Annotated in this window: 17 protein-coding genes and 1 pseudogene; 13 read left to right on the top strand and 5 right to left on the bottom strand. The window is 69.3% G+C overall.

Annotated elements, in window-relative coordinates; genetic code table 11:
* Positions 1–133: 133 nt before the first annotated feature.
* Positions 134–2728, bottom strand: a complete 2595-nt coding sequence (gene glgP / locus ABZX12_RS31515; protein ID WP_355699090.1) for an alpha-glucan family phosphorylase — start codon at positions 2726–2728, stop codon at positions 134–136.
* Positions 2729–2927: 199 nt separating this feature from the next.
* On the opposite strand from glgP, the gene ABZX12_RS31510 reads away from it, so the two are divergent.
* Together ABZX12_RS31510 and ABZX12_RS31505 are read left to right on the top strand one after the other, a co-directional pair.
* Positions 2928–4916 (top strand): alpha-1,4-glucan--maltose-1-phosphate maltosyltransferase, encoded by a 1989-nt coding sequence (locus tag ABZX12_RS31510; RefSeq protein WP_355699089.1) that lies wholly within the window; start codon positions 2928–2930, stop codon positions 4914–4916.
* A gap of 268 nt (positions 4917–5184) precedes the next feature.
* Positions 5185–5508 carry a hypothetical protein gene (locus ABZX12_RS31505; RefSeq protein ID WP_355699088.1) on the top strand — a complete coding sequence of 108 codons (324 nt, stop codon included), beginning with the start codon at positions 5185–5187 and terminating at the stop codon, positions 5506–5508.
* On the opposite strand, the gene ABZX12_RS31500 is transcribed toward ABZX12_RS31505, so the two are convergent.
* The gene (locus ABZX12_RS31500; RefSeq protein WP_355699087.1) at positions 5505–6656 is read right to left on the bottom strand and encodes a threonine synthase; all 1152 of its coding nucleotides are present in this window, start codon (positions 6654–6656) and stop codon (positions 5505–5507) included. The two genes, ABZX12_RS31505 and ABZX12_RS31500, sit on opposite strands and share 4 nt — an antisense overlap.
* A 22-nt stretch (positions 6657–6678) precedes the next feature.
* Positions 6679–7257 (bottom strand): winged helix-turn-helix domain-containing protein, encoded by a 579-nt coding sequence (locus tag ABZX12_RS31495; protein WP_355699086.1) that lies wholly within the window; start codon positions 7255–7257, stop codon positions 6679–6681.
* Between the two features lie 398 nt (positions 7258–7655).
* Here ABZX12_RS31495 and ABZX12_RS31490 point away from each other — a divergent pair, with 398 nt between their 5' ends.
* Positions 7656–12080 carry a S8 family serine peptidase gene (locus ABZX12_RS31490; protein WP_355699085.1) on the top strand — a complete coding sequence of 1475 codons (4425 nt, stop codon included), beginning with the start codon at positions 7656–7658 and terminating at the stop codon, positions 12078–12080.
* A gap of 7 nt (positions 12081–12087) precedes the next feature.
* On the opposite strand, the gene ABZX12_RS31485 is transcribed toward ABZX12_RS31490, so the two are convergent.
* Positions 12088–13230 (bottom strand): glycosyltransferase 87 family protein, encoded by a 1143-nt coding sequence (locus tag ABZX12_RS31485; protein ID WP_355699084.1) that lies wholly within the window; start codon positions 13228–13230, stop codon positions 12088–12090.
* Positions 13231–13321: 91 nt separating this feature from the next.
* A complete protein-coding gene (locus ABZX12_RS31480; RefSeq protein ID WP_355699083.1) occupies positions 13322–13873 on the bottom strand; it encodes a winged helix-turn-helix domain-containing protein in 552 nt (183 codons plus the stop codon).
* A 224-nt stretch (positions 13874–14097) separates the two neighbouring features.
* Between ABZX12_RS31480 and ABZX12_RS31475 the strand changes: the two genes are divergently transcribed.
* The 10 genes and pseudogenes from ABZX12_RS31475 (at position 14098) to ABZX12_RS31430 (ending at position 23829) form a co-directional block, all read left to right on the top strand.
* Positions 14098–15198 carry an OmpA family protein gene (locus ABZX12_RS31475; RefSeq protein WP_355699082.1) on the top strand — a complete coding sequence of 367 codons (1101 nt, stop codon included), beginning with the start codon at positions 14098–14100 and terminating at the stop codon, positions 15196–15198.
* Positions 15199–15314: 116 nt separating this feature from the next.
* Positions 15315–15944: a hypothetical protein gene (locus tag ABZX12_RS31470; RefSeq protein WP_355699081.1), complete on the top strand. Its 630-nt coding sequence runs from the start codon at positions 15315–15317 to the stop codon at positions 15942–15944.
* A 14-nt stretch (positions 15945–15958) separates the two neighbouring features.
* Entirely contained in the window at positions 15959–16174 is a 216-nt protein-coding gene (locus ABZX12_RS31465) for a hypothetical protein (RefSeq protein ID WP_355699080.1), read from the top strand.
* A 218-nt stretch (positions 16175–16392) separates the two neighbouring features.
* A complete protein-coding gene (locus ABZX12_RS31460; RefSeq protein ID WP_355699079.1) occupies positions 16393–16521 on the top strand; it encodes a hypothetical protein in 129 nt (42 codons plus the stop codon).
* A gap of 26 nt (positions 16522–16547) precedes the next feature.
* A pseudogene (locus tag ABZX12_RS31455) lies at positions 16548–16874 on the top strand (type II toxin-antitoxin system HicA family toxin); the annotation flags it as partial.
* Positions 16875–16966: 92 nt separating this feature from the next.
* The gene (locus ABZX12_RS31450; RefSeq protein ID WP_355699078.1) at positions 16967–17182 is read left to right on the top strand and encodes a hypothetical protein; all 216 of its coding nucleotides are present in this window, start codon (positions 16967–16969) and stop codon (positions 17180–17182) included.
* Between the two features lie 301 nt (positions 17183–17483).
* Entirely contained in the window at positions 17484–19184 is a 1701-nt protein-coding gene (gene treS / locus ABZX12_RS31445; RefSeq protein WP_355699355.1) for a maltose alpha-D-glucosyltransferase, read from the top strand.
* Positions 19185–20597, top strand: a complete 1413-nt coding sequence (locus ABZX12_RS31440) for an aminoglycoside phosphotransferase (RefSeq protein WP_355699077.1) — start codon at positions 19185–19187, stop codon at positions 20595–20597.
* A gap of 111 nt (positions 20598–20708) precedes the next feature.
* On the top strand, positions 20709–22946 hold the full coding sequence (gene glgB, locus ABZX12_RS31435) for a 1,4-alpha-glucan branching protein GlgB (RefSeq protein ID WP_355699076.1): 2238 nt from the start codon (positions 20709–20711) through the stop codon (positions 22944–22946).
* 10 nt (positions 22947–22956) lie between these two features.
* Positions 22957–23829 (top strand): GNAT family N-acetyltransferase, encoded by an 873-nt coding sequence (locus ABZX12_RS31430; RefSeq protein WP_355699075.1) that lies wholly within the window; start codon positions 22957–22959, stop codon positions 23827–23829.
* Positions 23830–24458 lie beyond the last annotated feature (629 nt).

The raw sequence follows: 24458 nt of genomic DNA, 5'->3' as shown, positions 1-24458 counted from the left end.
AGGAATCTGCTGCGGTGAGGACGGCCCGCACATCGGCAATCCTCCCTACGCGTGCTGTCGGCGACGCCTTAGGGAGGATGCGAACGGCCCCGCCTGGTGAGGCAGGCGGGGCCGTGTCTTTGTGTCAGAAGGCTCAGAATTCCGAGCCGGCGGGGAGGTCGGGGGTGGACGGGTCCTCGGGGTCGGACGGGCCGGCCGCGAGGCCGAGTTCCGCCGGGCTGGCGAGGCCGGCGTGGTTGGGGACGACGCGGACCGTGTAGCCGAACGGGCCGGTGCGGTCGAGCTTGAGCTCACCCTCGTACCGGTGCCGGTTGCCTTCGTAGGTCTCGGCCAGCGACAGCGACGTCCGGACCGGGTCGGTGATCTCGTCGTTGGTGTCGACGCGGCCGTGCAGGACCTCGACGCAGATGTCGGCCGGGTCCAGGTCGCCGAGCGCCGCGAACGCGCGGATCCCGACGGTGGTGCCGAGCTGCGGTACGTCGCCGAGGCCCTGCAGCTCCACGTGGTCGACGCGGATCTGCGGCCACGCCGCGCGGACCTTCTGCTTCCACGCGGCCAGTTCGCGAGCACCGTCGTACGTCGAGTTGAGCGCCCGCGACGACTTGGCGGCCGGCACGTACAGCTGCTCGACGTAGTCGCGCACCATCCGGGTGGCGAGCACCTTCGGGCCGAGCTCCTTGATCGTGTGCCGCAGCATCTCGATCCAGCGGCCGGGCACGTCACCGTCGTAGAACCGCGGCGCGACCTGCTTCTCGATCAGGTCGTACAGCGCGTGCGCCTCGAGGTCGTCGCGGCGCTCGGTGTCCTCGATCCCTTCGGCGGACGGGATCGCCCAGCCGAACTCGTCGTCGTACCACTCGTCCCACCAGCCGTCGCGGATGGACAGGTTGAGCGCACCGTTCAGCGCGGCCTTCATCCCGGACGTGCCGCACGCCTCGTACGGACGCAGCGGGTTGTTCAGCCAGACGTCGCAGCCCGGGTACATCGGCTGGGCGAGCTTGATGTCGTAGTCCGGCACGAACACGATCCGGTGCCGCACCTCCGGGTCGTCGGCGAAGCGGACCATCTCCTGGATGAGCTTCTTGCCGCCCTCGTCGTGCGGGTGCGCCTTGCCGGCGATGACGATCTGCACCGGCCGCTGCGGGTGCAGCAGCAGCGCCTTCAGCCGCTCGGGGTCGCGCAGCATCAGCGTCAGCCGCTTGTACGACGGGACGCGGCGCGCGAAGCCCATGGTCAGCACGTCCGGGTCGAGGATCGAGTCGACCCAGCCGAGCTCGGCCTCGCTGGCGCCGCGGTTCAGCCAGGACTGCCGGACCCGCGCGCGGGTGTCGTCGATGAACCGCTGCCGGAGCAGCCGCTTGGTCTCCCAGATCTGCGCGTCGGTGGTCTTGTCCAGACCCTCGAACACCTCGTCGCCCTCGGTCGTGTAGTTGGCGTAGGTGAGGTCGTGGACCTCGCGCGCCACCCAGGTCGGCGCGTGCACGCCGTTGGTGATCGAGGTGATCGGTACGTCGATCGGGTCGAAGCTCGGCCACAGCCCGGCGAACATGCCGCGGCTGACGACGCCGTGCAGCTTGGACACGCCGTTCGCGCGCTGGGCGAGCCGCAGGCCCATGATCGCCATGTTGAACAGCGCCGGGTCGCCGCCCTCGAAGTCCTCGGCGCCGAGCTCGAGGATCCGGTCGATCGGGACCTCCGGGCCGAACACGTCCGGCGAGAAGTGCTGCTGGATCAGCTCGACCGGGAACCGGTCGATACCGGCCGGCACCGGGGTGTGCGTGGTGAACACGGTGCCGCCGCGGTTGACCTCGAGCGCGGTGTCGAAGTCGAGGTCCTTGCCGGCGGCAAGCTCACGGATGCGCTCGATGCCGAGGAAACCGGCGTGGCCCTCGTTGGTGTGGAACACCTCGGGCGCCGGGTGGCCGGTGATCCGGCAGTACGTGCGGACCGCGCGGACGCCGCCGACGCCGAGCAGCAGTTCCTGGAGCAGCCGGTGCTCGGTCGAACCGCCGTACAGCCGGTCGGTCACCTCGCGCTCGGACGGCTCGTTCTCCTCGATGTCGGAGTCGAGCATCAGCAGCGGCACGCGGCCGACCTGGGCGACCCAGATCTGCGCGTGGAGCTCGCGGTTGCCGGGCAGGGTCAGCGTGACGGTCGCCGGTGCGTCACCGTCGCGGAGCAGGCTGATCGGCAGCCCGTCCGGGTCGACCAGCGGGTAGCGCTCCTGCTGCCAGCCCTCACGGTTCAGCGACTGCGCGAAGTACCCGTGCCGGTACAGCAGGCCGACGCCGATCAGCGGCACGCCGAGGTCGCTGGCGGCCTTCAGGTGGTCGCCGGCGAGGATGCCCAGACCGCCGGAGTACTGCGGCAGCACGTGCGTGATGCCGAACTCCGGGGAGAAGTACGCGACCGCGTCGAGCGGCGAACCGCCCGCGGTCTGGAACCACCGGTCGTCGGTCACATAGCTGTCCAGGTCGGCTACGGCCAGTTCGAGCCGGCGCAGGAAAGCGTGGTCATGGGCCAGCTCGTCGAGCCGGGCCGCCGGGACCTCGCCGAGCAGCTTGACCGGGTCACCGCCGGTGCTCCGCCACAGCTGCGGGTCGACGGCCTCGAAGACGTCCTGCGTCTCCGGGTGCCAGGCCCAGCGGAGGTTGTTCACCAGGGTGCCCAGGCCGGTCAGCGGCTCGGGCAGGACAGGGCGGACGGAGAATCGTCGTATCGCTCGCACCGGGACACCGTACCGGGCGACGGTGCGCAAGACACCCTCGGGATGCATCGATCTTGCAACGCGAGCAAGATTTTGCAGCCCGGTGTGTCACAGCGGGGTACTGGGAACCGATAACGTCAGCAGTGTCGTACTCGACGTAGTTACCCACCCCGCCGGATCCGAAGCAATACGTTACGGAAAGCGAAGGTTCGTCTACGCCATGACTGGGCGCATCCCGATCACCGACGTCACCCCGACTGTCGACGCCGGAGCGTATCCGGCCAAGGCCGCGGTCGGCGAGACGTTCACCATCGCGGCAACGGTCTTCCGGGAAGGCCATGACGCCGTGAACGCGAACGTCGTGCTGACCTCGCCGTCGGGACAGACCAGACGCATGCTGATGACCCCGGTCGGCCAGGGCACCGACCGCTGGACCGTCGACGTGACGCTGCAGGAGCAGGGCGCGTGGACGTTCGCGGTCGAGGGCTGGAGCGACCCGTACGGCACCTGGCGGCACAACGCCGAGATCAAGATCCCGGCCGGGCTGGACGTCGACCTGATGTTCGCCGAGGGCGCCGCCTTCTTCGATCGCGCGGCCGCCGGCGTACCACCCGCCGTCCGGGCGGATCGCGGCACGCTGAGCGACGCGGCGCACGCGCTCGCCAACGGCGCGTTGCCGCCGGAGGCCCGGCTGGCCGCGGGCATCTCGCCGCAGGTCCGCGCGGCCCTCGGCCGGTACCCGGTGCGCGAGCTGATCACCTCCTCCGAGACCTACCCGGTGTGGGTCGACCGGACGCGCGCGCTGTACGGCAGCTGGTACGAGTTCTTCCCACGCTCCGAGGGCGCGACGTACGACGAAGAAGCAGGTGAGTGGAAGTCCGGGACCTTCCGGACCGCGGCGCAGCGGCTCGAAGCGGTCGCGAAGATGGGCTTCGACATCCTCTACGTGCCGCCGATCCACCCGATCGGCCACTCGTTCCGCAAGGGACCGAACAACACCCTCGACCCGAAGCCCGGCGACCCGGGCTCGCCGTGGGCGATCGGCTCCGAGGACGGCGGCCACGACGCGATCCACCCCGAGCTCGGCACCTTCGAGGACTTCGAGTACTTCGTCGGCCGCGCCCGCGAGGTCGGCCTCGAGGTCGCGATCGACCTGGCGCTGCAGGCCTCGCCCGACCACCCGTGGGTGAAGGACCACCCGAAGTGGTTCTCGGTGCGCGCCGACGGGTCGATCGCGTACGCCGAGAACCCGCCGAAGAAGTACCAGGACATCTACCCGATCAACTTCGACAACGACCCCGAAGGCATCTACGCCGAGGTGCTGCGGATCGTCCGGCTGTGGATCTCCAAGGGCGTCACGGTGTTCCGCGTCGACAACCCGCACACCAAGCCGGTCAACTTCTGGGAGTACCTGCTCGGCGAGATCCGCAAGACCGACCCGGACGTGGTCTTCCTGTCCGAGGCGTTCACCCGGCGGCCGATGATGCGCGAGCTGGCGAAGGTCGGGTTCCACCAGTCGTACACGTACTTCACCTGGCGCAACGAGAAGTGGGAGCTCGAGGAGTACCTGACCGAGCTCACGCGCGAGAGCGCGCATTACCTGCGGCCCAACTTCTTCGTGAACACGCCGGACATCCTCACGGCGTACCTGCAGTACGGCGGACCGGGCGCCTTCAAGATCCGCGCCGCGATCGCGTCGACGTCGTCGCCGGCCTGGGGTGTGTACGCCGGGTACGAGCTGTTCGAGCACGTCGCGTTGCGGCCCGGCTCGGAGGAGTACCTGGACACCGAGAAGTTCCAGCTCCGCCCGCGGGACTGGGAGGCGGCCGAGGCGGAGGGGCGCTCGCTGGCGCCGTACCTGACGCTGCTCAACAACATCCGCCGCCGGCACCCGTCCCTGCAGCAACTGCGCAACCTGGCGCTGCACAGCGTCGACGACGAAGCGATCATGTGCTACTCGAAGCGCTCGACCGCGGCCGACGGCCACAGCGACACCGTCATCGTCGTGGTGAACACCGACCCGCACTCGGTCCGCGAGTCCATGGTCCACCTCGACATGGCCGCCCTCGGCATGCGCCCCGAAGACACGTTCACCGTCTACGACGAAATCAGCGGCGCCACCTGGCGCTGGGGCCAGAGCAACTACATCCGCCTCGACCCCAACGGCGAGCCCGCCCACATCCTCGCCGTACGCCGCGGCCAAGCCTGAACCGCCCGAGCCAAGCGGGCGTGCGGTTCCCGCGCGTGGTGCCTGCGGATGGTGCGGTTCGCGCGGGTGATCTGAAGGCAGCCCGCGGTGCTACGCACGGCTCCTTCGAGCAAGACCTGCGGATCTCCAGGCCATCACAATTGCCTGGCCCGGAGATGGCGTGCGCTCGAGGGGTGCTGCTAAGGAAGATTGTGATGGCCTGGGGATCCAGTCTCTCGGTTCCTGAGCTCGGGCGTGAGATCCTCGCGGTCTCAGGAGAGGGGCGGGGATGGCAGTTCTGCAGCGGGTGTCGGACGAGACGCGTCGGAGGACCGGGTGGCTGGTTCCGATGGGGATCGCAACGGCGATCGGGTGGTTCACGCCCGATACAGAGCGGGTGCTCGAGCAGTCGGAGCGGTTCTGGACGGGCGGGATGATCGCCGCGGGTGTCGTGTTCTTGCTGCCCGGCGAGTGGTCTAGTCGTGGGTCGGCGGTCGGCTTGTGGTTTCCGATCGGTGTGGTGGCCGGCCTGGTGCTCATGACGTCGAGGCAGGACAAGCGCGCCGGCGACCGCGGCGCAGAGGAACAGGCGCCAGGCGCCGGCGTCGCTTAGAGCGGGACGGTCTCCGGGTATTTCAACCCGGCCCCGGTGTTCAACGCGACTACCTGGTCGTCGGGCCCGATCCAGCCGGAGTCGCGCAGGGTGCGGATGGCGGCGAAGTTGGCGGCGCCTTCGGGGCAGATGAAGGTGCCTTCCAGGCGGGCTACCAGGTGTTGTTCGGCCAAGATGTCGGCATCGTCGACCGCGACGGCACAGCCGCCGGTTTCCGCGATGGCCTGCAGGACGAGGAAGTCGCCGAGGGCCTTGGGGACGGTGATGCCGAAGGCAACGGTTCGGGCGTCCGGCCAGGGTTCGCTCTCGGACAGGCCTTTCTCCCACGCTCGGACGATCGGGGCGCAGCCGGTGGACTGGACGGCGACCAGCCGCGGCAGCGGACCGGAGATCCAGCCGAGGTCGCGGAGCTCGGTCAGGGCCTTCCAGATGCCGATGATGCCGACGCCGCCGCCGGTCGGGTAGACGATCACGTCCGGCACCGACCACCCGAGTTGCTCGGCGATCTCGAGGCCCATCGTCTTCTTGCCCTCGATCCGGTACGGCTCCTTCAGCGTCGACGCGTCGAAGTACCCCGGCTGCGCCCGGACATAAGCCGCCGCATCCCCGATCAACCCGTCGATCAACTGCAACCGCGCCCCGACCGCGACGACCTCCCGCCGGCAGATCTCCGGCGCGGCGATCGGCATCGCGATCAGCGCCTCCATCCCGGCGCGGGCGGCGTACGCGGCCCAGGCCGACCCGGCGTTCCCGTTCGTCGGCATCGCGATCTTCCGTACGCCGACCTCAGCGGCACGCGACACCCCGACCGCGGCGCCGCGCGCCTTGAACGTACCGGTCGGGATCAGCCCCTCGTCCTTCATCAGCAGCCGCTCGACGCCGATCGAGGCGCCGTACCGCGTCATCGGCAGCAGCGGTGTCATCCCCTCCCCCAGCGTCACCACGTTGGACGGCGACCGCACCGGCAGCAGCTCGTGATACCGCCACAGATCCGGCGCGCGCGACACCAGATCTGCCTTGTCGACAGCAGGTACGCCGTACCGCGCGAGCAGCGGCGATCCGCACGGGCACAGGCCGATGATCTGGTCGGCGTCGTGGGTCGCCCCGCACCGCGGGCATTCGAGATGACTCAGCGCGGAGAAGGTCACATCGCCACAACCTACCTCGCAACTACCCCGCGCGCAGATCGGTGATCATCGGGCGCTGGTGGTCGGTCAGCCGGAACCCGATCCCGCGGACGGCGTCGATGGTGACCGTCGTCCCGAGGTCGTCGAGTTTGCGGCGCAGGCGTTTCACCACCGAGTGGACGTCGGCGGTGCCGCGGACGCTGCCGTCCCGCCAGACGGTGTGGTGCAGGGCGTCGTACGACCAGACGCGCAGCGGCGTCGACATCAGCCGGCTGAGCAGCTCCAGCTCGAGGTCGGTGAGCTGGATCTCGCCGTCGCGCCAGCGTGCGACCGAGCGGGCCCGGTCGATGGTGAGCACGTCCGCGTCGGGATCCTCGCCGCCGGCGCGGACCGCCGCGGCGTCGACCGCGTCCGGCTCCGGCGGTTCGGGCTCCTCGGGCGCGCCGGGCGGCGGCTGCTGCGCGGGAACCAGCAGGCGGCGCAGTTCGTCGAGGCTGGAGACCAGCAGCAACGGCGCGACGTCGTCGACGAGCTCGGCCAGGCGGACGCGTTGCTCGGCCGAGGCCGACACCGCGATCAGCAGCGGGAAGTTCTCTGTCAGATCTGTGTCCGGACCGGTCATGGGGCCTCCCGTCCTGGACTGAGGAGCGCAGGGAGCGCAGCGACCGGAGCGACGAGGGAAGGACGGGAGTTCCAGCCCCATGACCCGCCGCGACGGAGTCGCGGCATCAGGAGAGCGGGTTCACGGGCGGTGACCATCTGGTCACGATGTCAACATCTGCCCGGGATCGTCAACGGACTGCCAAGGTTTGCCTATCTTGCTTCGATCGGTGCGACTGCTAGTCACATCTTGCTCACCAAGTGTGCTTGTTACCACGTTGTTCTGACACATAGATTCCTCGTCAGGCTTGCGGTGTCACATGCCGCGACCTGGGGGGCACACAGAGTTCGCATGAGCCCTCCTGCAGCAGATGACTCGGGGGAGTCGACTCGGGGTCTTTCAAGTGAGGGGCTGCAGAGATGTCACATCAACGGAAGGGACTCGCCAGATCTCTGGTGGGTGCCCTGGCGACGGTGGCCGTGCTGGCGACCGGGATGGCCGCCGCCGGCCAGGCCCAAGCTGCGCCACATTCTGGACCGCCCACCAAGCCGGAGGCCACGCCGGCCTCCAAGATCAAGCCGGACCTGATGGAGAAGCTGGACGGCAAGGACGGCAAGGACGCCAAGGCCGCGACGGACTACTGGGTCCGGTTCGCGGCGAAGGCCGACCTGACCGCCGCCAGCAAGATCACCAACTGGAACGAGCGCGGTACGGCGGTCGCCGCCGCGCTGAAGAAGGCCGCCGCGGACAGCCAGGCGAAGATCCGCGCCGAACTGGACGCGCAACACGTCAAGTACCAGTCGTTCTGGGGCACCAACGCGATCCGCATCGAGAGCGGCTCGCTGGACCTGGCCCAGACCCTGGCCGGACACACCGAGGTGGAGGGCCTGTACGCGCCGCTCCAGATCGAGGTACCGAAGGTCACGCCGGGCCAGCAGGAGAAGGCCGTCCAGGCCGTCGAGTGGGGCGTCGCGAACATCAAGGCGAACCAGGTCTGGTCGCAGTACGGCGACAAGGGTGAGGGCATCGTCGTCGCCAGCATCGACACCGGTGTGCAGTACGACCACCCGGCGCTGGTGAACCAGTACCGCGGCAACAACGGTGACGGCACCTTCGACCACAACTACAACTGGTTCGACGCGGCCGGTACCTCGCCGAACGCACCGTCCGACGGCAACGGCCACGGCACCCACACGATGGGCACCATGGCCGGCGACGACGGCGCGGGCAACCAGATCGGTGTCGCGCCGGGCGTGAAGTGGATCGCCGCGAACGGCTGCTGCCCCAGCGACGCCGCGCTGATCGAGTCCGGCCAGTGGATGCTCGAGCCGACCGACCTCGCCGGGCAGAACCCGGACGCGAGCAAGCGGCCGAACGTCATCAACAACTCGTGGGGCTCCACGCTGCCGTCGAACGACCCGTTCATGGAGGACATCACCCTGGCCTGGACCGCGTCCGGGATCTTCGGTGCGTTCGCCAACGGCAACAGCGGCTCGGCCTGTCAGAGCAGTGGCTCGCCGGGCAGCCTGACGAGCAACTACTCGGCCGGCGCCTACGACATCAACAACAACATCGCGTCCTTCTCCGGCCGCGGCGTGGGCCAGAACGGCACCATCAAGCCGAACATCTCGGCCCCCGGTGTCAACGTCCGGTCCAGCCTGCCGGGCAACACCTACGGCGCGTTCAACGGTACGTCGATGGCGACACCGCACCTGACCGCCGCCGTGGCCCTGCTCTGGTCGGCCTCGCCGTCGCTCAAGGGTGACGTCGCGGCGACCCGGGCGCTGCTGAACTCGACCGCGATCGACACCCCCGACAGCCAGTGCGGTGGTACCGACGCGAACAACAACGTCTTCGGGCAGGGCCGTCTGGACGCGCTGGCGCTCCTGGACGCGGCGCCGATCGGCGACACCGGCACGCTGTCCGGCACCGTCACCGCCGCCACCGGTGGCGCCGCGCTCGCGGGTGCGAGCGTGACCGTGCACCAGGACGGTCAGGCCGACAAGACGCTGACCACCAGCAGCACCGGCGCGTTCACGTCCGTGCTGCAGGCCGGCGACTACACCCTGACGGTCGCGTCTTTCGGGTACAAGACCCAGACGGCCACCGTCACGATCACCACCGGTCAGACCACCACCAAGAACTTCGCCTTGGAGAGCACTCCGCAGGTGAGCGTCGGTGGCACCGTCACGGACGGCTCCGGCCACGGCTGGCCGCTGTACGCGAAGGTGACGGTCGAGGGCCCGGGCGGCGTGTTCGACTACACGACCCCGAGCAACGGCCGGTACAGCCTCAAGGTCCCGTCCGGCGCGGCGTACAGCCTCAAGGTCGAGACGAAGTACCCGGGGTACCAGACCGTCAGCCAGCCGATCACGGTCGGCAGCGGCAACCTGACCCAGAACATCGCGGTCCCGGCCGACGCCAACTCGTGCAGCACTGCGCCCGGTTACAAGTGGGGCTCGGACGGCGTCTACGAGACCTTCGACTCCGGTGCCGCGCCGAGCGGCTGGACCGTTGTCGACAACAAGGGCAACGGGCAGGTCTGGAAGTTCGACGACCCGGGCAACCGGGGCAACCTGGCCGGTGGTAGCGGCAAGTTCGCGATCATCGACAGCGACAAGTACGGCGGCGGCGGGCAGCAGGACACGTCGCTGGTCAGCCCCGTCGTGGACCTGACCTCGGTCACCGCTCCGGTGATCCGGTTCAACCAGGACCTGAACTACCTCAGCGGCGAGAAGGCCGACGTCGACCTGTCGATCGACGGCGGCGCCACCTGGAGCAACGTGCTCACCCAGGCCGCCGACCTCCGCGGCGTCAAGGAGATCGCGATCCCGCAGGCGGCCGGCCAGTCCGCGGTGCAGGTGCGGTTCCACTACTACAACGCCTCGTACGAATGGTGGTGGGAGGTCGACAACGTGCTCGTCGGCAGCCAGGTCACCTGTGTACCGACCGGCGGCGGCATCGTCGTCGGCAACGTCAAGGACGCCAACACGAACGGGTTCGTGAACGGCGCGGTCGTCACCCGTGACGGCAGCACCGAGTCCGCGACGACCGTGGCGACGCCCGAGGACACCGGTCTCGACGACGGCTTCTACTGGCTGTACTCCTCCGCGGACGGCAACCAGGGCTTCACCGCCAAGGCAGGCAACTACGTCAGCTCGACCGCGACTGTCGCGGTGGAGGCCGACTGGACCACCACGGCCGACTACGCGCTGAAGGCCGGCCAGCTGGCCGTCACGCCGGGCAGTGTCACCGGCAACCTGAAGCTGCCGACCGGCAAGGTCACCAAGTCGTTCACCGTCACCAACACCGGCGGAGCGCCGGTGGACGTGAAGTTCGGCGAGAAGGACAGCGGCTTCGTCCTGCAGAACGCGAACGGCACCACGACCACCAAGGCCCAGGTCGAGAACGGGCCCGGCGCCCCGCTGCAGCGGCTCGCCGTGGACACCTCGTTCGCCCGGATGCTGTCCGGCAAGACGGGCGGCTCGCCGGCCGCCGCGAAGCCGATGGCGGCTCCGTGGGCCGACATCGCCGACTACCCGGCGACCGTGATGGACAACCGGGTGGTCAACGTCGACGGCAAGGTCTACTCGATTGCCGGCGGCAACGGCAGTGCGTCCACCGGGAACAGCTACGTGTACGACCCGGCGGCGCTCGCCTGGACCGCGATCGCCCCGCTGCCGGGTGCTCGCAACGCCATCAGCGTCGGCGTCATCGGCGGCAAGATCATCGCCAGCTCCGGCTGGGGATCGTCCGGCCCGGCGCCGGAGACCTGGTCGTACGACCCGGCCGCCAACGCCTGGACCGCACTGGCCGCCAACCCAGCCCCGCGGGCCGCGGCCGGCCAGGCCGTGCTCGACGGCAAGCTGTACGCCGTCGGCGGGTGCACCACCTCCAGCTGTCTGCCGATGAGTAACACGGTCGTCCGGTACGACCCGGCGGCGAACGCCTGGGAGACGCTGGCGAACTACCCGAAGTCGGTCGCGTTCGCGTCCTGCGGCGCCATCGACGGCCAGCTGTACTGCGCCGGTGGCAACGACGGCACGAACTCGCTGAAGTCGGCGTACGTCTACGACCCGAGTGCGGACTCGTGGACGGCGATCGCGGACGCTCCGGCCGACCACTGGGCGGCGTCGTACGCCGTCGCCGGCGGGAAGCTGCTGATCGTCGGCGGTGTCCAGGCCGGTGCGGTGACCAACGCCGGGTTCTCGTACGACCCGTCGGCGGACGCCTGGACCGCGCTGCCGAACGCCAACCTGCCGCGGTACCGCGGTGGTGCGGCCTGCGGCTTCTACAAGGTCGGCGGCTCGTCCGGTGGCTTCACCGCCACCGTGGACAGCGAGGCCCTGCCGGGTCTCGAGGACTGCGCCGAGTCGTCGGCGGACGTGAGCTGGCTGTCGATCGACAAGACCGAGGCCACGCTGGCCCCGGGACAGTCGACGACCGTCAAGGTCACGCTCACCGCGAGCGTCGACCAGCCCGGCACCTACAGCGGTGCCGTGACGATCGGCGAGAACACCCCCTACACGGTCGCTCCGGTCGGCGTGACGATGAACGTCACTCCGCCCACCACCTGGAGCAAGCTGCAGGGCACCGTCACGGGCGTCAGCTCGTCCGGCGCCTCGGCCGCCCTCCCGGGCGCGATCGTTCAGGTGGACTCGTGGGCTCAGTCCTACACCTTCATCACCGACAAGGACGGTCAGTACGCCTACTGGCTCGACCGTCGCAACAACCCGCTCACCCTGATCGCCGCGAAGGACGGCTACAAGCCCCAGACCCGTACGACGAAGCTCCTGGCCGGTGAACCGGTCACCGAGGACTTCGCCCTGAAGTCCATCAAGTAGCGGTCCATCAAGTAGCAGTCAGCCTTCGCTGACCCGACCGGCCCCGGACCTCGTCCGGGGCCGGCCGGCTTGTCAGGAGCCACCCCAGCAGCACTCCGATCGCGACGGCGAGCAGCACCGCGAGCACCCGGAGGTCGCCGACCTGCCGCGGTCTCAGGAAGTAGTTGAGGTACGTCGACACCGCCGCGACCTGGAGCAGCACCGGTACCGGGAGCAGTACCGGCCGCCAGAACGCCGCCAGCACAGTGAGCACCTCAGCAAGGTAGAAGTACCGCTCGTGCATCGACGGCAGCAGGTACGGCGTCAGCAGTGCCGACGCCGCGACGTACAGCACCATCCGCTCGTCGGTGAGCTTGGCGCGCACGGCGATCGCCACCAGCGCGAGCAGAATGACGCCCGCACCGAGCACGCACAGGCGCCGCAGCGCAGGGTCGAGGTCGAGCAGCGCGTAGATCGACGGTGCGTTGACCGTCAACTGCGTGTCCGCCCCGGTCTGCCGGAGGTAGACCAGCAGTAGCCGGCGCCAGTCCGCGCCGAGCATGATCGCCGGTACGTCGAGGAGCAGGTACGTGACCGGGATCATCGCGAGCGCGCGCAGCGGCAGTTCCCGGCGCAGCGCGAACAGCAGCAACGCGGGGAAGATGAAGACGGCCTGCAGCTTGAACGCGAGGGCGACACCGAAGTAGACGCCGGAGCGGACCGGGCGCCTGCGCAGGAGGTGGTACAGCCCGGCCACGCACAGGGCGGCGTACGTCGAGTCGGCCTGCCCCCACATCGCACCGTTCAGGACGACTGTGGGAAGGACCAGCACGACCGCGGCGCCTAGCAGCGGCAGGTGGCCGGTCGGGTGGCGGAGGGCCAGGAGGCGATGGACGTTCCAGGCGAGCAGCAACTCGAAGCCGAGCGAGATCAGCTTGACCGAGAGCAGCGACGACCACGGCAGATAACTCGCGGCCGCCATGAGGCAGAGGTACGGCGCGTTGTAGTTCGAGAACTCGTGCTCGAGAGCCCGGAACCCGCCGTGGGTCTCGATGAACGTCGACCACGGGCCCAGATAGCGGATGTAGTCGCCGGACCGATAATCCAGGAACGGAACCCGGACCGCCACCGCGACCAGCACGACAACCAGATACAAGCCCCACTTGCGCACGCCTGTCCCCCGCTCCCCAGCGATCTCCTCTGGGGACTAAATGCGGTACAGGCCGGAATGGTTGCATCCGTCTTCCGGATGCGCGGGGCGGTCAGGTGGCGGGGAGGAGGTGGAAGCCGACGCCGCGGACGGCGTGGATGGTGACCGTGGCGCCGAGGTCGGCGAGTTTCTGGCGGAGGCGTTTGACGACCGAGTGGATGTGCGAGCCGCGGCCCAGGTGCTCGTTGCCCCAAACTGCGTGGTGCAGGCGCTGATACGTCCACACCCGGCCGGGTTCCGCCACCAGGCAGTGCAGGAAGTCGTGCTCCAGCCGGGTCAGCGGCATCTCGCGGTCCTTCCACCGGACCACCCGGCGGTCGACGTCGAGGCGCAGGCCGGCGACCGGCTCGGGCGCCCGGACCGCCTGGATCCGCCGCTCCGCAGTCGCCGGCGCTGCGACGGCCGGTACGGCGACCGCGGCGCTGGGAGCCACCGCGACACCGGTCAGGTCCAGGAACGCGCGCGCCTGGTCGGCGTTCGACACCAGCAGCAGTGCGTCGGCCTCACCCAGCAGGCGGGCCAACTGGACGCGCTCGTCCGTGGTCGCGGCCACGCCGATGATCAACGAAGAGTCGGACGGTCCGTCCGCTGACTTACCAGCCATCGCCAACACAGGAAGCCCCTCCCAGTCGAAACGACCCGCCATAAGTACGATTCACGGCCCGAACTAAGTCAAGGGATTCACTGCGCGGCAGGCTGGCACATATGCGTCCTGTCCGACACAGGACAGGAAAACCTGCGACGCTCACCCGATGGGTGTGCGCTCGGCAAGGGTGGCGGAGTAGTCTCCTCGGGCACGGCCACTCTGACCGCATCCACGGAGGAACAGTGCCCGGTCTGGTTCGGCGGCCGCTCGTCATCTGGTTGCTCGCGGCCCTCGCAGTCCCTGTGCTGCTGACCGCTGTGCTGATTCCGGCGCGCGCCGGCACCACCGAGGACGATCTCCGCGAGCGCACCGAGGCCGCGCTCAAGGCCCGCGGTATCGAGGCCGGCTCCGTCGACTTCGACGGCCGGAGCGCACGGATCATCGTGCCGTCCGGGGTCGATCCGGCCGTGGTCCGGGAGATCGTGGCCGGCGTCGACGGCGTCCGGTCGGTCGCGGTCGAGAGCAGCTCCGGCAGCACGCCGGCCCCCAGCGCCCCGGCGAGCAGCAGTGCGCCGCGGCCCTCCGACGTACCGGCGTTCGAGGTCGGGCGGACGGACCGCTCGATCCGGGTGCAGGCGCCGGTGCAGAGCCAGGCGGTCAAGGACGGGATTCGTGCCGAGGTCGAGCAGGTGCTCGGTCCGGACCGCGAGTACGACGACCGCACCACCATCGACGCCGCGCACGGGCTGGCCGGTGCGTCCGCGCTGACCGCGTTGCTGCGCGCGCTCGCGATCGGCAGCGGCGACGCCTCCGTGCGGTACGACGGGGACACCGTGACGCTGTCCGGTCAGGTGCCGGACCAGGCGACCAAGGCGACCGTCGCCCGCGCCGCCGCGACGGCCGTTCCGGGCGCGGTCATCGCGGACGAGCTGGAGCTGCCGGCGCCGCCGAAGCCCGCGGTCAGCGAGCCCTGCCGTACTTTCCAGAGCCGGCTGGCCGCGTTCAGCCGGGAGTACCGGATCAACTTCCTGTCCGGTACGTCGATCGTGAACGACGCGTCCAAGCCGTCCGTGGTGAAGGCCGCCGCCGTCCTGAAATCGTGCCCGACGGCGCGCGTCGAGGTGGCCGGTCACACCGACGACCTCGGCTCGGCCGCGACCAGCCTGCCGCTGTCCGAGCGCCGGGCCGCCGCGGTGAAGGCCGAGCTGGTGCGGCTCGGGGTGCGTGCCGACCGGATCCTCGCGCACGGGTACGGCGAGGCGTTCCCGATCGCTTCCAACGCCACCGGCGCCGGGCGGGTCGCCAACCGCCGCGCCGAGATCCGAGTAGTTCAGGGGAACTGAATGAGCTGGCTGATCGCCGAGACCTGGTTTCTGCTGCTGGTCGCGTTCGTCCTGGGCAGCACGGCCGCTTGGCTGCTGCACCGCCTGGTCCGCACGCCGGCGAGAGGAGCCCGCCGATGAGCTGGCTCCTCCGCGACAACTGGATCGGCTCCCTGCTCGCCTTCCTCCTGGGCGCCGGCATCACCTGGTACCTCCTCGACCGCCGCCCCGCCACCGCCACTCCCCCGGTCCCCGCAGCCGACACCCCCGCAGCCGACACCCCCGCACCGACACCCGTCCCGCCGACAGCACCTGCGCCGGCCGCACCACCCCGGCAGGCAGCCGAGGAGCCGACTTCTGCCGAGCAGCCGCCGGTCACCCACGGGCAGCCCGCTGCCGAGGAGCCGCCTGCCGACGCGGCGGCCGCCGTACGGGCGCCGGAGAAGCGGGCGGAGTTCTCGCAGTTGATGGATGGGGAGCCGACGCTGTTCGACCACATCCAGCCGGGGGCGGAGACGGGCGACGTGGCCGGGCTACCGCCGGGAAGGTACGGCGAGGGCTCGGCCGACGCGGTGCCGCATCAGGGGCCGCCGGACGGGTTCACGATCAAGGGGAACGCGCAGTCGATGCTGTTCCACACGCCCGATTCGCCGTACTACGGCCGGACCAAGCCCGAGGTCTGGTTCCGCACCGAGGCCGACGCCGAGCGGGCCGGCTTCACCAAGTACGCCCGCCGTCCGCGCAAGGCCGCGGATCCGCGGGGATGACCCCGGGAGACACCGTGCGACGACAGCTCCACCTGCCCTACATCGCCGCCCAGGACGAAGACGGCATCTGGATCGCCGAGGCCGCCCTCACCCCGGACATCTTCGTTTCCGGCGAGGGCGAATCCCGCGAGGCCTCCCTCGAGGACCTCCGCACCCAGATCACCCGCGCAGTAGCCGAATCGGGCGCCCCCGACCAACTCGTCGTCGACGTGGACATCCCGGAAAACTGACCCGCGGCTGCGACAGTGCAGACTGGAGACCGGGCCCGGATTCTGACGAACCCGCGCGCCCGGCGACGATGAGTCGAGGTGCCCCCGGTGTGGTCGTACGATCGCGGAAACACTCAGTGACCAGGAGACCGAGTTGCAGCGCAAGATCACGGTTCCATTCACCATCGCCGAGGACACCGAAGACGGCGGCTGGACCGCTGCGGCAGCGCTGACGCCGGATGCATTCGCCAACGGCGAGGGGTGAGACCCGGGAGGCGGCCGTCGAAGACCTGAAGGCGGCGATCGCACTGCTGGTCGAGGAGGTCGGTGTTCCCGAGCAGCTCACCCTGACGGTCGAGGTGCCGTAGCGGCGAAGAAATTCCGCGACGCCGACAAGGAGCTGAAGAAGGCAGGTTTCACGCCGGCTCGGCAGAACGGCAGCCACATCACCTGCAAGAACGCCAAGGGCAAGACCGTCGTGGTGCCCAAGCACAGCGAGATCAAGACCGGCACGTGGAGCAGCATCGAGAAGCAGGCCGGTCTGAAGCAGCCCGGTCAGACGAGTTCGCAGCAGCAGGCACAGCAGGCGCAGCGACTGGCGGATGATGGCGTCGCGAAACCGGGAAAGAAGGCGTCCGGTCAGCAGCAGGGGAAGCGGCAAGGACAGCAGGGTGGACAGCAGCCCGGAAAGAAACGAGGGCTGTTCGGTCGCGGCCGCTGAGACCGAGACGATCGCCGTCGACCGCGGGCGACGTACCTTGGCTGTGCACAGCACAGCTCGGTGCGACGCCCGACCGCTTGGAGGAGAAGACGATGAGAGCCGATGCGCCGGAGCCACTGGAGCCAGATGCGGTCATTCTGCCGGGGGAAGGGCAGGAGGGCCGCAACGTCAACGCGGACGCCGCCTATCCGCCGCTGCAGTCGGTGAATGTCAGAGGACTGCTCCGCCGGTACCTGCGCGGCGGTGGTCGGACTGCGGCATCTCAGCAAGCGCAGAAGCGCCACGAGGAGCGCCAACCGCGACGGTGAGCCGGTCGTCATCGAATCGCAGCAGGACCGGATCGCGAGCCCTATTTGCTTGTACTGCCGAAGGGCCGTCAGACTGTGCGCAACGCCTTGCGGGACCGTCCGACCCACGGCGTCACCACATCACCGGAGTCGTCCGGACCCACGCGCAGTTCCTCCTTTTAGCCCTGCCACAACGGGGTACGAGGACAAGTGCATGTCCGTCCGAGTCCACCCAGCGTCGTCACGTCGTGGCGGCGCGCAGCAGTGCCAGCCGCAGTACCGCTAGGTTTGGAGACACCCGATGGAGGTGAGCGTGACCGACATGCTGCCGGAGCAGCACCACGGACTGACGAAGAGTGACCCGCTGTGGTTCAAGCGGGCCGTCTTCTACGAGGTCCTCGTGCGGTCCTTCAAGGACTCGAACGCCGACGGCATCGGCGACCTGCAGGGCCTGACCGAGAAACTCGACTATCTCGAGTGGCTCGGCGTCGACTGTCTCTGGTTACCCCCGTTCTATCCGTCGCCGCTGCGCGACGGCGGGTACGACATCTCCGACTACACCAACGTGATGCCGGAGATCGGCACCGTGCCCGAGTTCGAGGAGTTCCTCAACCAGGCGCACGCCCGCGGCATCCGGGTGATCGTCGACTTCGTGATGAACCACACCTCGGACCAGCACCCCTGGTTCCAGGCGTCGCGGGAGGACCCGGACGGCCCGTTCGGCGATTTCTACGTGTGGTCCGACACCGACGAGCTGTACTCCGACGCGCGCATCATCTTCGTCGACACCGAGTCCTCGAACTGGACCTGGGACCCGGTCCGCGGGCAGTACTTCTGGCACCGGTTCTACTCGAACCAGCCGGACCTGAACTTCGAGAACCCGGCCGTCGGCGACGCGATGATCGAGGCGCTGAAGTTCTGGCTGGACCGCGGCGTGGACGGTTTCCGGCTGGACGCGGTGCCGTATCTGTTCGAGACCGACGGCACGAACTGCGAGAACCTGCCGCGGACCCACGAGTTCCTGAAGCGGGTCCGCAAGGAGGTGGACGCGAACTACGAGGACCGCGTCCTGCTCTGCGAGGCGAACCAGTGGCCGGCCGACGTGGTCGAGTACTTCGGCGACCGCGACTCCGGCGGCGACGAGTGCCAGATGGCGTTCCACTTCCCGGTGATGCCGCGCATCTTCATGGGCGTGCGCCGGGAGTCGCGGTTCCCGATCTCGGAGATCCTGGCCCAGACACCGGAGATCCCGGACACCTGCCAGTGGGGCATCTTCCTGCGCAACCACGACGAGCTGACGCTCGAGATGGTCACCGACGAGGACCGCGACTACATGTGGTCGGAGTACGCGCAGGACCCGCGGATGAAGGCCAACATCGGCATCCGCCGCCGGCTCGCGCCGCTGCTGGACAACGACACCAACAAGATGGAGTTGTTCACCGCGCTGCTGCTCAGCCTGCCCGGCTCCCCGATCCTGTACTACGGCGACGAGATCGGCATGGGCGACAACATCTGGCTGGGCGACCGTGACGGCGTCCGGACCCCGATGCAGTGGTCGCCGGACCGCAACGCCTCGTTCTCCACCGCGACGCCGGGCAAGCTCAGCCTGCCGGTGATCATGGACCCCGTCTACGGCTTCCAGGCGGTGAACGTCGAGGCCGAGATGGAGAACGCCTCGTCGCTGCTGCACTGGACCCGGCGGATGATCCAGACCCGCAAGCAGCACCCGTCGTTCGGTATGGGCACCTTCACCGACCTGGGCGGCTCCAACCCGAGCGTGCTGTCGTACGTCCGGGAGTTCGGCGACGACGTGGTGCTGTGCGTGAACAACCTGTCCAGGTTCCCGCAGCCGATCGAGCTGGACCTGCGGCAGTGGCAGGGCGTCGAGCCGGTCGAACTTCTCGGTGGTGTGCACTTCCCGACGATCGGGGAACTGCCCTACCTTCTGACCCTCGGTGCCCACGGTTTCTACTGGTTCCGGCTGCCGGTGGCGAAGCCGGATAACCACGAGGAGAGCATTTAAGTGACTTCCCATCTGGACCAGGTCCAGTCCTTCTGCGCGGGCCAGAGGTGGTTCGGCGAGAAGGGACACGACGTTCATGTCGAAGCGATGGCCACCTCGGCCTGGCTGTCGGACACGGACGCCTGGCCCGCGGTCCGGATCGGGTTCGTCTACTGTGCGGGTCCGCCCGGGATCGAGATCCCGATCCGGGTGTACCAGCTGCCGCTCAGCTACCACCGCGAACCGGTCGAGAACCTCGGCCACGCGCTGGTCGGCGAGTGGGTCGAGCCGGACCTCGGCGACACCGAGGTCTGGGTGTACGACGCGCTGCACGACAAGGAAGCGACGCCGTACTGGCTGGACGGGCTGACACACGGACGGCAGCTGGACGGGCTGGAGTTCCATCCCGTCCAGGCGCCGGACCACCACGTCGAGGTGCCGCCGGACGCACAGTCCCTGGTCCTCACCGTGGAGCAGAGCAACACGTCGCTGGTGTTCGGCGACGTGGCGTTGCTGAAGGTGTTCCGCCGGCTCGAGCCCGGGAGCAACCCCGGCGTGGAGATCGAGTCGGCGCTCACCGAGGCCGGGTCCGAGCTAGTCCCGGAGGTGCTGGGGTCGGCGCGCGGCAGGTGGCCGCGCGCGGGTGGCGGCACCGACAGCGGCGAGCTCGCGATGATGACGGCATTCCAGAACAACTCGACCGACGGCTGGTCGTTCGCGACCTCGTCGGTGCGGGACCTGTACGCCGAGGCCGACCTGCACGCCGAGGAGGTCGGCGGTGACTTCGCACCGGAGTCGCACCGGCTCGGTGCGAGCACCGCGCAGGTGCACTCCGAGCTGGCCAAGGCGCTCGGTACCGATGTCTGGGAGCCGGCGAAGCTGGTCGAGCACGCGAACGCGATGCACCGGCGGCTTGACCACGCCGCGTCCGTCATCTCGGAGCTGCAGCCGTATCGCGACGGTCTCGGCCGGTGGTTCGACGCGCTGGCTGCCTACGACCAGCCGGTGACCGTGCAGCGGATCCACGGCGACTACCACCTGGGTCAGGTGCTGCGCACGATCGAGGGCTGGAAGCTGATCGACTTCGAGGGTGAGCCGGCCAAGTCGCTGGTCGAGCGCCGGGCGCTGGACACCCCGGTGAAGGACATCGCCGGGATGCTGCGCTCGTTCGACTACGCGGCCCGGTCGCTGCTCCAGGACCACGAGGGCGACCAGCAGATCGCGTACCGCGCGGCCGAATGGGCGACCCGCAACCAGCAGGCCTTCTGCGACGGGTACGCCGAGGTCGCGGGCGCCGATCCGCGCGCCCAGGACGTGCTGCTGAACGCGTTCCTCGCCGACAAGGTGATCTACGAGGTCCTCTACGAGGCCCGCAACCGCCCGACCTGGCTGCAGATCCCACTGTCGGCTGCCGCGCAATTGGCCGCACAGTAATCCTGCCCTGAACACCGTCCGCGACGTGCCGACCGGTTGCGTTTGTGTACTTCCGGACTCGACGGGTACGGGGTGCGGTGTACGACGACGTGATCGGGCAGGATGGGGCTTATGGGAGAGCGTGAAGCTTTTGAGGAGCCGGTGGTGTCGGCCGACAAGCCTGTGGTGACAGCGGTTCCAGTCAGCCGGACCGACCTCGAGCGGCTGGTCGCCGGCACGTTCCACGATCCCCATCAGGTGCTCGGCCCGCATCTCGGCGAGCACGGCGTCACCGTCCGCGCGCTCCGTCCGTACGCGAACAGCGTGACCGTGCTGTACGACGGGCAGCGCCTCGACCTGCGGCACGAGCACGACGGCGTCTGGGTCGGCGTCCTGGACCTCGACAAGGTCCCCGACTACCGCCTCGAGGTCACCTACACCGACGGCCCCGCGACCGAGGTCGACGACCCGTACCGGTACCTCCCGTCGCTCGGCGAGGTCGACCTGCACCTGATCGGCGAAGGCCGTCACGAGCAGCTGTGGACCGTGCTCGGCGCCCACGTCCGCCGCTACGAAGGCCCGGGCGGGGCCGTCACCGGTACGTCGTTCGCGGTCTGGGCGCCGAACGCGCAGGGCATCCGGCTGACCGCCGACTTCAACTTCTGGGACGGCCGGGCGCATCCGCTGCGGTCGCTCGGCGCCTCCGGCGTATGGGAGCTGTTCGTGCCCGGCGTCGGCCCGGGGACGCGGTACAAGTTCGACATCTGCGGCCGCGACGGCGTCTGGCGGCAGAAGGCCGACCCGATGGCGAACCTCGCCGAGACTCCCCCGGCGAACGCTTCCGTCGTCCACGAGTCGACGTACGAGTGGGACGACGCCGCGTGGATCGAGCGGCGCGCCGCGGCGCAGGCGTACGCCGAGCCGATGAGCGTGTACGAGGTGCATCTCGGCTCCTGGCGCAAGGGGCGGTCGTACCGCGAGCTGGCCGACGAGCTCGTTGCCTATGTCAACGACATGGGCTTCACCCATGTCGAGTTCATGCCGGTGATGGAGCACCCGTTCGGCGGCTCGTGGGGCTACCAGGTCACGTCGTACTTCGCGCCGACGTCGCGCTTCGGCGACCCCGACGGGTTCCGGTTCCTGGTCGACCGGCTGCACCAGGCCGGGATCGGCGTGATCGTGGACTGGGTCCCGGCGCACTTCCCGAAGGACGCCTGGGCACTGGCCCGGTTCGACGGCACGCCGCTGTACGAGCACCCGGACCCGCGCCGCGGCGAGCAGCCCGACTGGGGCACGCTGGTCTTCGACTTCGGCCGTCCGCAGGTGCGGAACTTCCTGGTCGCGAACGCGATCTACTGGGCCGAGGAGTTCCACATCGACGGCCTGCGGGTGGACGCGGTCGCCTCGATGCTCTACCTGGACTACTCCCGCTCCGAGGGGCAGTGGGTGCCGAACCAGTACGGCGGCCGGGAGAACCTGGAGGCCGTCTCGTTCCTGCAGGAGATGAACGCGACGCTCTACAAGCGGGTCCCGGGCGTTATCACGGTGGCCGAGGAGTCGACGTCCTGGCCGGGCGTCACCCGGGCCACGCACCTCGGCGGGCTCGGGTTCGGCTTCAAGTGGAACATGGGCTGGATGAACGACTCGCTCCGCTACCTGGAGCACGAGCCGGTGCACCGGCAGTTCCACCACCACGAGATGACGTTCTCGATGATGTACGCCTACTCCGAGAACTTCGTCCTCCCGCTGTCCCACGACGAGGTCGTGCACGGCAAGGGCTCGCTGCTGCGGAAGATGCCGGGCGACCGCTGGCAGCAGCTGGCGAACCTGCGTGCCTACCTGGCGATGATGTGGGCGCACCCGGGCAAGCAGCTGCTGTTCATGGGGTGCGAGTTCGGCCAGGAGTCGGAGTGGTCGGAGAAAGGCGAGCTGGACTGGTGGCTGCTGGACCACAGCGACCACCAGGGCCTGCAGGACCTGGTCCGCGACCTGAACCGCGTCTACAAGGACAACCCGGCGTTCTGGGCGACCGACCACGACGCGGAGAAGTTCAGCTGGATCGACGCGAACGACGCCGGCAACAACGTGTTCTCCTTCGTCCGGTACGGCCCTGACGGCTCAGGGGGTCAGTCGGCCGTGGCGTGCATCGCGAACTTCTCGGCGATCCCGCACCACGGCTACCGGCTCGGCCTTCCGTACGCCGGCCGCTGGGAGGAGGTCGTCAACACCGACGCCACGTCGTACGGCGGGTCCGGTGTGGGCAACTTCGGTGCGGTGGAGGCCAACGGCACGCCGTGGCACGGGCTCGAGAGCAGCGCCGAGCTGTCCGTGCCACCCCTGGCGACGGTCTACCTGCGGTTCACCGGGTAGCGTTCACGGCGTGACCGCTCCGCTGACCGATGGTGAACTGACACTGCGCCTCGCGCTCGACGACGAGGTGGTCGTCAGGTTCGACGTCGAGAACGGGCAGCCGGTCGGCACCGTCGAGGTCCGGCGGACCACGCCGGGGGTCGGCCTGGTGGTCTGGGCGCTCGACGGCGGCACGGAGCTGGCGCAGCGGGCGCTCCGGTTGCTGAGCGAGTGGGCGTTCGGTGAGCTCGGTCTGGAGCGGCTGCAGGTCGAGGTCGACGTGGAGCTGCATTCCTCCGCCCGGGTCGCGATCCGGTCCGGATTCCGGCGCGAGGGCGTGCTGCGCGGGGCCGCGCTGGTGGAGGGCGAGCGCCGCGACGTGGCCGTGTACGGGATGCGCGTCGACGATCCGCGTCCGGACACGGTGACGGGCTGGACCGCGTTGATGGATTCGGCGCTGCCGAAGAAGCGGGTGATCGCGCACGTCGTCGTCCGCGACACCGGCGGACGGGTGCTGCTGTGCCAGGTCAGCTACAAAAAGGACCTGGAGCTGCCCGGCGGAGTCGTCGAGCCGGACGAGGACCCGGCGACCGGTGCGTCCCGGGAGATGGAGGAGGAGCTCGGTACGGCGCTACCGCTGCTCGGCATCCTCGCGATCGACTGGCTGCCGCGGTGGGAAGGCTGGGGCGACGCGGTCGAGATCCTGTACGACGGCGGCGTCCACGACCCGTCGCTGATCGACCAGCTGCAGCCTGACGGCTTCGAGATCCGGTCGATCTCCTGGCACGCACCGGACGAGCTCGCCGGCCTGGTCTCGCCACTCAACGCCCGCCGGCTGCCGATGATCCTGGCCGCGCCCGACGAACTCCACAACCTCAGCAACGGCTCACCAATCACGTCGTGAGCAAACGCCTCATCCAGAAGCTCGAGGCAGTGGTTGGGTGCCTGGCCGGGTCGGCCCGAAGAGCTCCCCACGAAAGACCGGGAACCTAAAGCTAGGTGCCACGCAGCTCCAGACGTCCCGCAAGTCCTCCGAGCGGCTGGCGGAACCCGGCATCGCGAGTGGGTTCGCATACCGGCGACTGTGTCGCGTCCAAGCATGCCAGCCCAGCGGCCATGCCCAGCCGACTCCTGAGGACACACCCGGGGCTCCTCGACGCCCGGTAGCTCGGCATCCGGTGATACGTCCAGTACGTCATGCCCGGCACGCAACCAGCACACGGGAGCACGCCCGGGCCGCCCGCTACCGCAGGCGCGGCGCGCACGGCAGGCACAACGGGCACGACAGCCACAACCGGCACGACGCCACAACCGGCACGGCAGGCTCAACCGGGCGCGGCAGGCACAACCGGCACGGCAGGCTCAACCGGGCGCGGCAGGCACAACCGGCACGGCAGGCACAACCGGGCGCGGCAGGCACAACCGGCACGACAGGCACAACCGGGCGCGGCAGGCACAACCGGCACGACAGGCACAACCGGGCGCGGCAGGCACAACCGGCACGACAGGCACAACCGGGCGCGGCAGGCACAG

It is taken from the genome of Kribbella sp. NPDC003505, from assembly GCF_040610875.1.
Classification (GTDB): Bacteria; Actinomycetota; Actinomycetes; order Propionibacteriales; family Kribbellaceae; genus Kribbella.
The sequence above is the reverse complement of the archived record's forward strand: the minus strand, read 5'-3'. Positions and strand labels throughout refer to the sequence as shown.

What these genes read in the sequence shown, in the direction of transcription:
- ABZX12_RS31480 (WP_355699083.1), bottom strand. Translation starts at nt 13,873, where the DNA reads ATGGCTGGTAAGTCAGCGGACGGACCGTCCGACTCTTCGTTGATCATC.
- ABZX12_RS31490 (WP_355699085.1), top strand. Translation starts at nt 7,656, where the DNA reads ATGTCACATCAACGGAAGGGACTCGCCAGATCTCTGGTGGGTGCCCTG.
- ABZX12_RS31470 (WP_355699081.1), top strand. Translation starts at nt 15,315, where the DNA reads ATGAGCTGGCTCCTCCGCGACAACTGGATCGGCTCCCTGCTCGCCTTC.
- treS (WP_355699355.1), top strand. Translation starts at nt 17,484, where the DNA reads ATGCTGCCGGAGCAGCACCACGGACTGACGAAGAGTGACCCGCTGTGG.
- glgB (WP_355699076.1), top strand. Translation starts at nt 20,709, where the DNA reads ATGGGAGAGCGTGAAGCTTTTGAGGAGCCGGTGGTGTCGGCCGACAAG.
- ABZX12_RS31495 (WP_355699086.1), bottom strand. Translation starts at nt 7,257, where the DNA reads ATGACCGGTCCGGACACAGATCTGACAGAGAACTTCCCGCTGCTGATC.
- ABZX12_RS31450 (WP_355699078.1), top strand. Translation starts at nt 16,967, where the DNA reads ATGAGAGCCGATGCGCCGGAGCCACTGGAGCCAGATGCGGTCATTCTG.
- ABZX12_RS31510 (WP_355699089.1), top strand. Translation starts at nt 2,928, where the DNA reads ATGACTGGGCGCATCCCGATCACCGACGTCACCCCGACTGTCGACGCC.
- ABZX12_RS31505 (WP_355699088.1), top strand. Translation starts at nt 5,185, where the DNA reads ATGGCAGTTCTGCAGCGGGTGTCGGACGAGACGCGTCGGAGGACCGGG.
- ABZX12_RS31460 (WP_355699079.1), top strand. Translation starts at nt 16,393, where the DNA reads ATGCATTCGCCAACGGCGAGGGGTGAGACCCGGGAGGCGGCCGTCGAA.